We start from the raw sequence: 12,733 nt of genomic DNA on the forward strand, positions 1-12,733 counted from the left end.
ACTCGATATGAACACAAACGAAATCATTTCTTATGATTTATCTCAAAGTGCCAATATGGAACAGATCCAGAGAATGTTGGCCGGTGCCTTTGCGAAGTTTCCCTCTGTAGATGGCCTGATCTTTCACTCTGATCAAGGGTGGCAGTACCAGCACGTGTACTTCAGGCAGGCACTTAAAGATCACAAAATCATTCAATCCATGTCAAGGAAGGGTAACTGTTACGACAATTGCATCATGGAGACCTTCTTTGGACGGATGAAAAACGAGATGTTCTACGGGCATGAAAAAGAGTATTCCTCTTTTGAAACGTTTGCTAAGGCTGTTGACACCTACATAAATTACTACAACAACGAAAGAATCCAAGCGAAAACAAAATGGATGCCTCCCGCAAAATTCAGAGAGGCATCCATGTGCACCTAATTCAATTTTTAATGTGTCCAGAATCCTGGGTACATATCATAGCACCGAGCTGGTATTTGCGGCGGCTTGCCTGCTTTTTCTCTGCCTCCTCCGCGCAACGCCGTTCGATTTTCTGCTTGCGTTCGGCGGCATCCAGTTTCTTCTGCGCTTGCTTTGTACGCTCCTCAACGGTAACCATTGTAATCGAATCTCCTTTTTGTTGTTTCTGAGTATCCGAGATAACCGGATACGCCCCGACCTCCTGCATGAGTCTGTTTGCGGAAATCTTGCACACCCGCGCAAAGCCGTACGGCGACAGTAGAAGCACATCCTTCAACGTCGCCAGCTCATGCGGCTGAACAATGCGCTCACAAACCTCAGAAGTCTGCATGCTGTACCCGCATTTGTGCATCTCGGTGTCAAGCTGCTTGCTGACAGCATGATGACAATATAGGTCTGTGCCCATCGCATCACTGAAAAAACGTTGGGTTTCAGGATCGTTGACACGCAGCACTGCTTGGTATTGACAGTTGTCAAGTATGACTTTACGCTCGACCGAACCGTAATGCTGATCGATTTGCGCGATGCTCTGTACAAAGAGCGCGATGTTAACCTGCTTGCTCCGCAACGTGGACAGGGCATGTGTTATCATCTCCATCCGTCCGAAGCGAGCGAACTCGTCCATCATCAGCAAAAGCCGCGAATTTACCTCTGCCCCTCGGGTGCCCTGCTCCGGTCGGCACTCCAAATAATGGAACAGCTGGGCATACATCAGATTGATCACGCCTGCCCATTGCTCCAACTTGTGCTCTGGGATGTGCAGAAAAATTTGGAAGTCCCGAATCGCATCCCAACTGAAATAGTTTGCTGTCTCGCTCTCTCCGCGCAGCGCGTGGCTGATCAGCGGATCGATCGCGAGAATCATCAGGGCATTCCGCAAACCGCGATCAACGCATGCGAGTGTCTCTTCCTTCAGCTCCGCCGTCTCGCCGAGCAGCATGCGGACGCGAACGTCGCCGTTTACCTTAAGCGAGATCAAAAGCTCAGATAAGGGCTGTGAAAGAATATAACAAATAGTTTCGCTGAAACTGAGTCCGTGCGTAAAGCCGTGCAACAGAGCGGCAGCAAACACCGCCTGCTCACTCTCGCGCCAAAAGGGCTGCGGATCCTGCAGTTTCAACGGCATGATTGCACGCACGATATCCCAAATGTTGCTGATCAGGTTACTGTCGCTGTCATCACGCAGCAGTGCGAATGGGTCGTAGCCGGGTTCGGATGTATTTTCCGGATTGAATACAATGCACGGGCGGTCGACCATACCGCGGCGTAACAGTCGTCGATAGTGGCGTGACAGCTCACCTTTTATATCCGTTACGACGATCGGTCTGCGCCAAGTTTGCAGCGTCGGCATTGCAATGCCGGTGCTTTTACCGCTGCCGCTGCCGCCAACAATCAAGATATGACCGTCAGCACCTTCCGGCAATCCGACGATGCAGGATTCGTCAGCGCCACCGAAGAATACGGCGGAGGTTCCGTATTTAAGCCGCAGTTCCTGCGGAACCTGCGGTTCAAACGCCTTGCCGCGAACGCTCTTGCCAAACTTTGCGTCGATCGCACCGCGCCGCTTCTGGCGGTCGTATGGTGTGATTTTCGCAATAAATTCCGTTTTTTTCTTACTCATAGAAGCTCTCTCGCTTTCTTGGGGATTGTTTTGACCGGTCATCACAATTAGCATAAACGACAAATGCGAAACGTGACGGGACAAAAATAGAACCGAGCTGGATTGCGAGAAGCTGTCGTGCTTGTTATAATGGAATGGCAAATATTAGAGAACGGAGAAGACGATATGCAATATAAAGAATACTCCAATCAAGACTTGCTTGCGCGGGCAGAGCGCTTTTACTGGGATATTCAGCCGTTAAAAGATGCGCTGGACAAAGACCCGTCTTTTTTCCTGAATCCAGAAATCCTGCGTGACTTGATGCTTAATTATTGCAGCGGAGAGACATTTCAGGCATTTACTATTGAGGAAAAGTTGGATGATTTCTTTCAGAATCTGTTTCGACGAATTCATCGAACGAGTAATGAAATGCAGCTCTGTTTCGATATTGCGCCGCAAACAGATGAGGTTTGCAAATTTTTAACGTTATGTAATTATTTACATACCAGAAAATCAATACAAGGTATGCCAATCGTGGATTTTGTGCTACAAGAAAGCGGCATGAATTTCAGTGACCCTGATTCGCCATTTTATGGTTTGCCTAGTCTTGTCGAAAATGAGACGGAGAAGGTCAAAAAGATTCGTATGCGTATATTATCTAAAAGGGAAGTATATATCAAGAATATAAAACGGAATTCCATGTCGAAGGATTCTATCTATGAATGGAGTTTTATGTATAAAATAGAAAACGAACCCGAACTGGCTGATACCTATAAAAGAATGCATAATTTATATAATGATATCTGTTGCGTGCATCGGTTACCCCCTGAAAAAGTGTCTGCAGAAAAAGTGTGTACAGCATATAAGAAATTTGCATCCAAGCTCAAAAAGCTGTCTTACGAAAAGGTTGCTGCACTGCAAAGGGCGACTATAGAGCATATTTGTGCCAACAAGGATTACTATGGAATCAACCTGTATCGTTTTGAGCGAACCATGCGGGCATGCATCCTGTCGAGAGAAATCGAACGCTTGGAAAGCTGCGCTGAAAGCAAAAATAAGGGTTCCCTTTTGCAAAAGTTCACTCTGTTAAGTGATGTAAGTTTCCCCAGCATATATGAGGAATTGTATAAGCTGCCATACCGAAAATTAATCCGATATGCAAGCGTTTTTTCTAACTATATTGCAAGCACTTCGGTAATCGCTTGCTTGATTTTAGATGAGTTAATCGAACAGAATCTTTTTGGAGAGCAGAGCGAGTGGAAAGAACTGTTTCGCACCACTATTAATAAATTGGCAGAAACCGTACTCTACAATCCAGAAAAGATAGAGTTTCCTAACGGCGAGGGCGCGGAAAATAGTTTCCGTCAAATATTGAATTCGTCTGTCATTTGGGAACTTGCTCCAATTATGCCGAACCCATAAGGGTTATTCATGCACTCGCCGATAGAATGTGTTCGGCTTGAGTCCCGTCTTTCGCATGGCCTCCCTCGCTGTGATCTCGCCACGCCGCCAACGGGTAACGACAGCCTCGAAATTATCTGGCAGGGGGAGCGGCTTGCGGCCGGTGTATTTGCCCTGCTGCTTGGCAATCGCTATGCCTTCTCGCTGGCGCTGTAAAATGTACTCCCGCTCGAGCTCGGCGACAGCGGCAAACACAGTCAGCATAAACTTGCCGGTTGGGGTGGTCGTGTCAATCGCTTCCTTCTTCGAGACGAACTCGACCTCCTTGGCGGTCAGTTGCTCGACAAGTTCCAGCAGGTCGCGGGTATTGCGGGCGAAGCGGCTGATGGATTCAACGATCACCGTATCCCCTCTGCGGACATATTGCATCATGCGCTGCAGCTCCGGACGGTCGGTATTTTTTCCACTTGCTTTATCGAGAAATATCTCGTCCACGTTAAGCTCGCGCAGCAGTGTCTGCTGCCGAGCGGGGTTCTGTTCCTCCGTACTGACGCGGATATAGCCGATTTTCATTCAATTCTTCCTTTCCGCTGAAAAAGTTGGTATACTACTAATATAAAGGATGTGAGCGATATGGTATCAATACAGCAAACTCTGTCCGAAGCACTAGACAACATCGCAATGTCCTGCCAGATGGAAGGACTGGAACTCACACCAGAGATTCGTGCGCTGTGTCTATCTGTGATGAACGGCAGCGTCAGCCTTCAGGACAGTCTGCACCAGTTGAATACAAAATATAGTTGAGGTGATGGGCAGGGATGGCTTACAGTATTACGCCAGCAGCGGATGATTGCTATCCGGGCACCAGTGTGTTGATCAACAAATTGGACATCAAGGATCAGAAACAATTGGACGAAAACGAAACGCTGATCACATCGGTCAAGATACTGCAAATCGAGATGAATCCAATCACAGTAGAACCGGATTTCGCATATCTAAAACAGCTGCACCGCATATTATTTCATGAGCTCTATAGTTGGGCAGGAGAGGTGCGTACTATCAATATCAGTAAGATGCGCACTGCATTCTGCCCTGCAGATCAGATTGAAAAAACATCGCAGGCCATTTTTGAACGGCTGCAGGCTTATCACTATTTTCGCGATCTGCCGCGTGATCAGTTGGTTGTGGAGCTGGCCGATCTATATGACTCCCTCAATTATCTACATCCGTTCCGGGAAGGCAATGGCCGGGTACAGCGATTGTACTTCCGTCGGCTGGCACAGTGGAGTGGTCATAACTTGAACTTTGCCGCCGTAGACAGCGATCGAATGATGATTGCCACAATTCGCGCCTCTGCGGGTGTGATGGATGATTTGCGTCAGGTCTTTGACGAGATTTTAGAATGAATATTGCAATAGGGTCGGTACGGATCATGGCACATGTCAAAATCACGAAACCGACCCTATTGCCATACTTTTTACATGTGTCAGTAGGGTACACCCTATTGCACCACAAAACCGGATGTACCTATTCCCTCATCCCGTATATTTTTGCAGAGCAGCAAGGCGTGCCTCTTATGGAAACACGGTGCAGTAGCCAGCTGGTATATCCTCCGGATCATCCTCGTCCAGCAGTTCCCCCAGCACCATGGCAACACCAAGCAGAATCGTTCCCCAGTCCAATGTAATCCCTCCGTTCGTCAGTACGCATACAGCAGTTCCCCCGTCACCTCATGCAGCAGGGGCGGGTCATACAGCATTTCCTCGATCTCCTCCTCCGAACAGCCGTAGTCCAGCAGCGCCTGTATTTCATCCGCCGCTACGCCAAATGCCTTGGCCACCGCGAACAGGTCATCATTGCGCTGCGGCGATTCCTCCGATGCGAACATGCTGTAATACGGCCGATACCGCCACCAGTGCTCATAGGTTGTCCGCGGGATGAAGCTGCCTGTGGTGATACGCCCCCTGCTGTCTATCTTCAAAATATCACCCTCCTCCGGCTCCTGTATACTGCAGGGCGTGCCGAAACCAAGCCGCTTTATCGTCCGGGTCAGAATTTCCTTGGTGGACGCATAGAGCAAATACCCGTCATAGCGGAAGATGCAGAGCGGGTTGTCGCCCTTGACAATCCAGATGCTGTCTTCCGCATCCAGCACCGTAAACACAAAAGTGCCCTCAACTGCTTCAGCCATTTCCTTCAGGCCGGCAAAGTTGAGGGCGTTTTGTTTTTCCATGAGCTGTACAGCTACATAGCTGTCCGTCTCCACACTCGTTTCAGGCAGGCTTTCTGCTAATTTCAGCATCCGGTCGTTCCACAGCACACCGTTGTGGGCAAGGGCGAAGGACTTTCCATTGGCCTTCCCTATAAAGGGATGATTGTTCTGGTTGTGCTTCTCGCTGCCCTGTGTGGTCATCCGGGTGTGCCCCATCACCGCCTGCACACCGTTGGGGATGCGCAACCGCAGTTTGTGTGCCGGCAGCGGGCGTTTGTAGATCCGCATACGGCCTGAGAAATTATAGGCAATGCCGGTGGCATCCGTGCCCCGCACTTCACATTCTCGGGCAAGCGTGTTCAGAATCCGGTTTTTCTGTCTGGTCGTGAGCACATGGCTGTAGTCTATCAATCCAAATAAGCTGCACATATTCAGTCCTCCCCGCCGCAGGCCATACAAACCGCTTCATTGACATACAGCCGCCGTTCCTTGAGATATTGGATCAGCTCCGGCTCACGGATCCGATCCAGAAAGTCAAACCAGCTCATATCCTGTACATCGGTATCGGACATGGAAACAGCCACTTCGCAGAGGTGATCTACCAACTGCAAGGTGGCTGTCAGGGTATTCAGTTTCAGTGTGCCGCGGAACAGACGCAGCTCCACCGTATCTGCATTGGTCAGATTTACTGCGGTATACCGTCCGGCACAGGAGTTCTTCGCATGGTCGATCTGCTCCTTGGGGCAGAGCTTCATGCCGTATCGCGCCGCCCAGCGGTTGAGCTGATACTGTGTCCGGCGGCTGAACCGCAGCAGCTCCGGCCAGAACTTCTCTACAAAGAAGACCAGACGGGCAATCCCGGCCTCCTGCGCTTCGTACGTGCAACCGAAGGCCATGCGGGAGATATGGACATGTAAACCGCAGGTACCGGCGGAATGGCTCTGGTAATCCATCTGCCGGGCGGTATCCAGCACTGCTCCCCATGGCATTTCGTGCAGATGATAGTCCAGCGTCATGGGATGTGTCACGAGCTCCAAGCCGTCATCCAGACTGCCGTCTGTCTTGATGTACAGGTTCTCCGCCTGCCGGTTGGCGACCCGCAGCAGGCGTTCGGCATGGGAAGTGCATTGCCCGCCGTTATCAATCTCAAGCTCCACACCGAACTTGCGCAGCCCTTTGCCGTGGAATACCAGATCCGGAGTGTAGTTGTAATCATGGATCACCGCATCATCACGCACATCATCATAGCAATCCCGGCAGAGGTATTCCTCCCCGAATTCACAGACATCCGAATTGTGGATCAGCACACCGCAGCGGTCACAGCGGGTATAGTGGTGGTCATAGCAGTACCGGCACAGGGAATGGTGGCCGTCCCCAGCATCGGATTCGATATAAAACCGACCTCCGCATTCATCGCAGATAAACGTCAGCCGCTCCGCGCACGGCTGGCACAGCCGGTCTCCCTCTGCCAATACGGCTTCTTCGAGCGGGAATACTTCCCCGCAGTGATTACAGATATAGGTCGTTTGCATGATTTGTTCCTCCTGCTTGGCAATTTTCAGTATCATACGCCAGATCAAACAGGATGTTCGCTTTCTTCCTGTTCCAGCATCATCACGGTTTCTGTTTCACCAAACCGAACAACGATCACTGTATGAATCGGCTTATCCACTGGAAATACAACGACGTTTTCATAGGCGGGATAGGTTTGCGTATGGCGGATGCGCTGCATCCCGTTTTCCTCAGACAGCTCGAACATCTGCCGTGTGCCATGCTGTACGTTCATATCTCCGATTGCATACCATAGGAGATAGGGAACCCACTCCGGCAATTCTTTCGCTATTCGGTCTGAAATAAATACATTTTTCATGTCATGCGCCTCTTTCGCAATAAAAATACCCGCTGGAATCATCCAGCGGGTTCACTATTATAGTTTATATCTCCTTGCGAATGCAGTTCAGATCTGCCCGAGTAGCCAGCGGGCATCCACATTCAAAATCTCGGAAAGAGCTTTTAATTCGATATCGGATACAGGGCGCTTTTGCCCTTCCAATAGGGAGAGAGCGGGCAGGCTGATGTCCACACCCACAACCTGCATACGGGCGAGCAAGTCTTTTTGCAGGATCCCCTGTGCTGTGCGAGCCTCTGTCACCCGCGCCCCGATAATATTTCGATTTCCCAATGAAAGCTTCCGTTTGTTCAATAACCTCACCTACATATACTATTTTTCTATCAGTATATGCAAATTTGGTATTGCTAATTTTGGTAATACCAATTATAATAAAAATAGAACCATTGAAATACAATTTATTCACGAATAGGAGGGATATCTCATGTTTTTATCTCAACTATCCACACAGCAGAAATATAACTTTTTAGACCTTGCTGTTTGTGCTGCTTTGTCCAATGATGTATTCATTGAAGCAGAAAAAGGAGTGATTCAACAATATTGTGTGGAAATGCAGATTGATAACTGGAAGATGGCAGAAAAACCGGATCTAGAGCAAGTGCTACTCCAAATATCTTCTAATGCAACCGAACAGGAGAAGCGAGTTATTGCCTTGGAATGTCTGGCACTTCTACTTATTGACGGCGACTATGATGAAAAAGAGCAGTGTTTTGCGGAAAAGTTATTTCAATCCTTGTCCATTTCACATGATGAACAAGAAAAATTTCTTTCACTGCTAAAACAATATTTGGAGTGCTGTATGTTGCTTTCCAAAGCAGTCAAGCTTTCTTGAATGATGCGAGTATTCCCCTGCAATCAATGCGGTCAATGCTGCCGGCATATTCCAGATCAGCCGCAATATCAGATGTTAGATCGAGGAGATGGCATCTGTCGATACTTGAATCTTTCGACCAACCTTTGTACCATCTATCCAACTCGCCCACTGGTGTGCAATGTTGATGCGATGTATGATGCCTATTTTAAAACAATCTATACAAAAGACAAATTTTATAAATTGAATCAACAAGCATGTGAAAAATTGAAAAGTATGGGAGGAAATTAACTATGATTCCAATTTTGGTTGCAGGCATATCTGCTATCGGTTCCGCTATCGGCACTGCTGCAGCGGCAGTGGGTACGGCGGCAACAGCTCTAGGAACGGCAGCTGCAGGAGTGGCGGCAGCTGCAGCACCTGTAGTAGCCGCCGCCACTCCTGCAGCAGCAGTTGTTGGAGCAGCGGCCGTTAGTATAAAAGCTGTTTATGAAGTAGGTAAGGACGAAGGGCACATGGAGGGGTATTGTAAGTCATCCCGGGAATATGAGAAGAAATTTAGCCAGCAGGCCGCACAATTTGCGAAAGAGAAAGACAATATTATCAAGACTGCCAAGGCCAGTGCAGCGCAAAAGGACGAACTCCTTAAGAAGTGCCTTGATTATATTGCGCAGTTAGAAAAGGAGAAATCTGAGCTTCAGGCGCAGAATAAGACTCTTTCTACTGAAAAGCAAGAGCTTCTTAAACAACTATATATGATGCGTTTTGACATCGAGGCCGCTTAACAAGCGTGAGGCAGTATATGGAATATGAATCATTAACAAATGAGTTTCAAAGATTACAGCAGGCTGATGAAATCGTATTTCACAAAGCTGAAACTCGTATGGATACGTTGATCCGGGAATCTCATCGCGTAGCTGATGTGGCGCATAATGCAGAACAGGTTCTGCATGAGCTGAACGATCAGTTTTCGAAACAAACTGGCTTGACAAAACCCGATATTGTTATACTGCTTATAGCTGTTGGCTTACAAATTGCGCGGCAATGTCTGTTGACGAAGTTCCCGCAGCGCATGGACGATCAAACCGCCGCAAAGGCAACACACGGCCATATTGAAGAGCATTCCAATCGACAGCACAGATACTATGCACCATCTCTGAATGAGATCATAACCAACCCTGTGCCCTTTGACGCATTTGATAATTCAAATGGCGCACTTCGGGGCGGTGGCAAAATGGGGCATCGTGTTACTGCGATTGGACATGATCCCCTGCTGGGTCTTATCTTTGGAACAGCTAATATCGCAACAGCTACTTTGACGACCAATGATTTTCGGTCCTTTCATATCGGTACCAATACTTCCGGTAGAGATTTTTTCAAATGCAATGCACGTACCGACCTTGTACTGAGCCGAACGGGCGAAAAACTCATGCATAGCGGTAGTAGCGGCAAACGGATCGTTGGAGCTTCCTTGCTCAAGGAGATCATCCATCTGAAGACTGATCTGAATACCAAACACAGTTTGCCGCTGCCCGGTCTTACCATGTGCCCAAACCTTGCCAATGAGCTGGCAAGCTATGGATTGGACATGGCTAATGTCGTTACCATTGGAAAACAAGTTACGTTTGCCGCATTGATCAATACGTTGGTCGCAATGTTTCATCGTGCGCTTTTTGATGGAAATGACAGGATGGAGAAAAAGTTGTACGAAGTTAGAACCCGAAAAATTTTGTGTTATTCTAATCTGATCGCATCGTCGGCCAATTTGGTTGGCGTTGCTTTCACAAATAATGTGGCTATGTTAGATTTAGGTGGGATTGCAGTAGCAATTTATCGTTTGATCTCAGATATGAAATTCATTCGCCAAGTAAAGTATGAATTTGTCTTCGGCAGTTTCCATCAAATGATTCAAGGTGAAGATTTGGAACTGCCGCCATATGATTATAGCGATATTCTTGCATCTATTTAACCGCTTGCGAGGATTTCCGAAACTGGGTATTGGGTGGGCTTGTCACTATACTTCTTCTATGTGCAGAGGTATGATGCTGCATTCTATTATACTGTTTTCGGTATTTTGATCATCGAGACAATTCGCAAAATACTTAGCTGAATACTGCTATTCCAGCGTAGACCGCTAAATCGAAGAAATGCAACACATCCCTATCTCCTCAAGCTTTCTCAACAGTTTAATAAACTCGGATTTCTTAATTCTGCAATTTTTCCGGACGACTGCAAGTAACACGCAGTCGTTCGCTTTTTTTGCGATACGGCGCAGTTTCTTTTTCGTCTTTTCGAGATATCTGGAAGCGTTAATACGATTCAGATGTTCTGGGAGTGAAACAGGGGCGCAGTGTATCAGATACGACCGATGCAGAAATTTACGCTGCAGTTTTTCAACCTGAGAACCAAGCTCGATAAGCTGACATTCCCATTTCTTTGACTTGGAAATATTAGCGATTTTAAACCTTCTAAACCGTAATTCCAGCCGAAGAATATTCTCATCAATGGAAATCTGATGGCGGCTCCTGAGTTCATATGATTTATCATAAACCGAGAAAGCACAGCTTTTAGACTTGTTTTCAATCGTCCACGAATGATTATTGGCCAGTTTGGAGTTTATATCAGAATCTGAATGCTTTCCAAACGAAACTTCGCTATAGTGGGGGAGAGAATAGGATTTTTTAAAAATTTCCAGTCGCTCGCGAACATCAGCCCCACGTTCATAATATAGATTACAGGTTAAATCACGGCGTGAGAGCTTGAACGTCTTCAGTCGTTCCCATACGCCGATTGAGTCAAGAATTTCTCGCAGGCAATACTTTAACTGCTGCACTGATTTTTATCCCCTAGAAATAGCGTGGTCGGCTGATATGCACCAGTGAGCAAAGATGACGGATTGATGATTAGCACAAGCCAACACGGATGTGAAACTGACTGACGTAGATGAATCTCAACGCCAATACCCTTGTACCGTGCAGACGGTTATTAGGACATCCATCAACTGTTTCTGGTTCACAGAAATTGTAAGATTCAAGAAGTATTCCTCCCTATATTGTAGAGTAGTAGTTTTTAGTAACATCTCCGAGGGCATGTAACTGCAATAAATATAGCAAAGACGATGGACAAAATATGTCTACTGCCTGTATGAGATGATTTGCCTGTGATTCATTGCGGCATACTATTTCCACTTCCAGTAAGTGAGCTCTATGCAAACTGCCTGCCGATCCACGTTGCACAGGATTTCCGTCAAGCTGGGCATGCGGGCAGCAGCATATCCCTTCCGAAGCGGTATAGGGCTGAAACCAAGTTTTTCGAATTTACCGAGCAGATCCGTGGTGGCGAACCCTTGTTTTTCCATCTGTACAAAAGCAGCATCAATCGTCTGTTTGCGTTGCATCTGGTTTAGCAGGAGCAGCATCCGTTCACGGGTTGCCGCTTTGAATCCAGAATGCTCAATCTGTTCCTGCGCGGCATCATAAGAGAGATACGCTATATCCGGATAGCATTTTTGCACCAACTTTACGATCCTCGTTTTGCTTTCCTGCATCAGTAGCCACAGGATATCCAGTGGATCGTCTGTCCCGGCAGCACCTTCGATCGATTTGAGTTTCCCGCGGCTATAGTGCACCTCGATCCGCAGAACACTGTCCGGGAGATCATCATATGCAACCGCAAGGCCGTTTTCATCCATCTGATAGGTCTTATCATAGATGACCAACTCCTGTGAATTGCAGGCAATCCGAATGTAATGTTTGTTGTACTGGTTCGCTTTTTTCTTATCGCGATGCTGATAGAACTTGCGCTCGTATTTTTTAGGTGTGGCAGTCTTTCTCAGCAGGCGAACCAGCTCGCGGAAGGCTTTCTTGTTGCTGCAGCGGATATTTGTGCACAGATCCACGCGGGAAAGATAATAGCGTCGAATATCGTGCTCGAACGGTGACCTTCGGAACAGATGCTGGAATGTCTTTTCCAGCAGTACGATGCTCTCCTCCTCCGGCGGGAGGATGCCGAGATAGACGTTTTGCAGACAGATCAGCTTACGCGGGTTGATGATCATGCGGATAAAGTGCGTGGTTTTTCCTTCGCTGGTATCGTTCTGCTCCAATCTAATCCGGATTCCAGCGTCTGCATACCGTATACAGATGTAACAGCCGTTCTTTCCGTCCGGATAGATCCAGTTACTGTGTTCCTCGTACAGAATATGCCTGATCTGTTTCCATTCGGATTTGCTGAGCTTCATGGATAGCTCAAACGTGTGGATGGAGAAACCATCTGGTTCTAATGCGATTTCCACCTGCTTGTGCTTCCGAACTTTTTTACTTTTAGCCATAGAAAAACCT

At 47.6% G+C, this 12,733-nt stretch carries 16 protein-coding genes; 8 read left to right on the forward strand and 8 right to left on the reverse strand.

Annotated features, from left to right (window positions below):
* Window positions 1–421 (forward strand): IS3 family transposase (locus tag T363_RS0104635; RefSeq protein ID WP_031473697.1); only part of this gene is annotated, 421 nt, incomplete at its 5' end.
* Between the two features lies 1 nt (window position 422).
* On the opposite strand, the gene T363_RS0104640 is transcribed toward T363_RS0104635, so the two are convergent.
* Window positions 423–2,135, reverse strand: coding sequence for a type IV secretory system conjugative DNA transfer family protein (locus tag T363_RS0104640; RefSeq protein WP_078096910.1), 1,713 nt, complete (start codon window positions 2,133–2,135; stop codon window positions 423–425).
* A 111-nt stretch (window positions 2,136–2,246) separates the two neighbouring features.
* On the opposite strand from T363_RS0104640, the gene T363_RS0104645 reads away from it, so the two are divergent.
* Window positions 2,247–3,482 carry a hypothetical protein gene (locus tag T363_RS0104645; protein ID WP_031473701.1) on the forward strand — a complete coding sequence of 412 codons (1,236 nt, stop codon included), beginning with the start codon at window positions 2,247–2,249 and terminating at the stop codon, window positions 3,480–3,482.
* Window positions 3,483–3,485: 3 nt separating this feature from the next.
* On the opposite strand, the gene T363_RS0104650 is transcribed toward T363_RS0104645, so the two are convergent.
* Window positions 3,486–4,034, reverse strand: a complete 549-nt coding sequence (locus T363_RS0104650; RefSeq protein WP_031473703.1) for a recombinase family protein — start codon at window positions 4,032–4,034, stop codon at window positions 3,486–3,488.
* Window positions 4,035–4,094: 60 nt separating this feature from the next.
* Between T363_RS0104650 and T363_RS15975 the strand changes: the two genes are divergently transcribed.
* Window positions 4,095–4,265 (forward strand): hypothetical protein, encoded by a 171-nt coding sequence (locus T363_RS15975; RefSeq protein WP_154658739.1) that lies wholly within the window; start codon window positions 4,095–4,097, stop codon window positions 4,263–4,265.
* A gap of 14 nt (window positions 4,266–4,279) precedes the next feature.
* Window positions 4,280–4,867, forward strand: coding sequence for a Fic/DOC family protein (locus T363_RS0104660; RefSeq protein ID WP_031473705.1), 588 nt, complete (start codon window positions 4,280–4,282; stop codon window positions 4,865–4,867).
* Window positions 4,868–5,160: 293 nt separating this feature from the next.
* Here T363_RS0104660 and T363_RS0104670 read toward each other — a convergent pair whose 3' ends face one another.
* From T363_RS0104670 to T363_RS0104685, 4 genes are read right to left on the reverse strand one after another with little or no spacing between them, the layout of a single operon-like run.
* Entirely contained in the window at window positions 5,161–6,102 is a 942-nt protein-coding gene (locus tag T363_RS0104670; protein ID WP_031473707.1) for a class II glutamine amidotransferase, read from the reverse strand.
* 2 nt (window positions 6,103–6,104) lie between these two features.
* Window positions 6,105–7,205: an LIM zinc-binding protein gene (locus T363_RS0104675; RefSeq protein ID WP_034971698.1), complete on the reverse strand. Its 1,101-nt coding sequence runs from the start codon at window positions 7,203–7,205 to the stop codon at window positions 6,105–6,107.
* Between the two features lie 44 nt (window positions 7,206–7,249).
* Entirely contained in the window at window positions 7,250–7,585 is a 336-nt protein-coding gene (locus tag T363_RS0104680) for a DUF960 family protein (RefSeq protein WP_031473711.1), read from the reverse strand.
* A 45-nt stretch (window positions 7,586–7,630) separates the two neighbouring features.
* Window positions 7,631–7,855 carry a helix-turn-helix domain-containing protein gene (locus tag T363_RS0104685; protein WP_242840229.1) on the reverse strand — a complete coding sequence of 75 codons (225 nt, stop codon included), beginning with the start codon at window positions 7,853–7,855 and terminating at the stop codon, window positions 7,631–7,633.
* A 151-nt stretch (window positions 7,856–8,006) separates the two neighbouring features.
* On the opposite strand from T363_RS0104685, the gene T363_RS0104690 reads away from it, so the two are divergent.
* Genes T363_RS0104690 through T363_RS0104700 form a run of 4 tightly spaced genes read left to right on the forward strand, consistent with a single transcriptional unit; the run spans window position 8,007 to window position 10,362 of the window.
* Complete coding sequence (locus tag T363_RS0104690) at window positions 8,007–8,414, forward strand: hypothetical protein (RefSeq protein ID WP_031473715.1); 408 nt, start codon at window positions 8,007–8,009, stop codon at window positions 8,412–8,414.
* A 3-nt stretch (window positions 8,415–8,417) separates the two neighbouring features.
* Entirely contained in the window at window positions 8,418–8,684 is a 267-nt protein-coding gene (locus T363_RS16775) for a YkgJ family cysteine cluster protein (RefSeq protein ID WP_407919069.1), read from the forward strand.
* 2 nt (window positions 8,685–8,686) lie between these two features.
* Complete coding sequence (locus tag T363_RS0104695; RefSeq protein ID WP_031473717.1) at window positions 8,687–9,178, forward strand: hypothetical protein; 492 nt, start codon at window positions 8,687–8,689, stop codon at window positions 9,176–9,178.
* A gap of 17 nt (window positions 9,179–9,195) precedes the next feature.
* On the forward strand, window positions 9,196–10,362 hold the full coding sequence (locus tag T363_RS0104700) for a hypothetical protein (protein ID WP_051643097.1): 1,167 nt from the start codon (window positions 9,196–9,198) through the stop codon (window positions 10,360–10,362).
* Window positions 10,363–10,527: 165 nt separating this feature from the next.
* Here T363_RS0104700 and T363_RS0104705 read toward each other — a convergent pair whose 3' ends face one another.
* On the reverse strand, window positions 10,528–11,226 hold the full coding sequence (locus tag T363_RS0104705) for a hypothetical protein (RefSeq protein WP_031473721.1): 699 nt from the start codon (window positions 11,224–11,226) through the stop codon (window positions 10,528–10,530).
* A 345-nt stretch (window positions 11,227–11,571) separates the two neighbouring features.
* Window positions 11,572–12,723, reverse strand: a complete 1,152-nt coding sequence (locus T363_RS0104710; RefSeq protein WP_031473723.1) for a hypothetical protein — start codon at window positions 12,721–12,723, stop codon at window positions 11,572–11,574.
* Window positions 12,724–12,733 lie beyond the last annotated feature (10 nt).

The sequence above is a fragment of the Agathobaculum desmolans ATCC 43058 genome, from assembly GCF_000701665.1.
In the GTDB taxonomy this organism is placed as follows: domain Bacteria; phylum Bacillota; class Clostridia; order Oscillospirales; family Butyricicoccaceae; genus Agathobaculum; species Agathobaculum desmolans.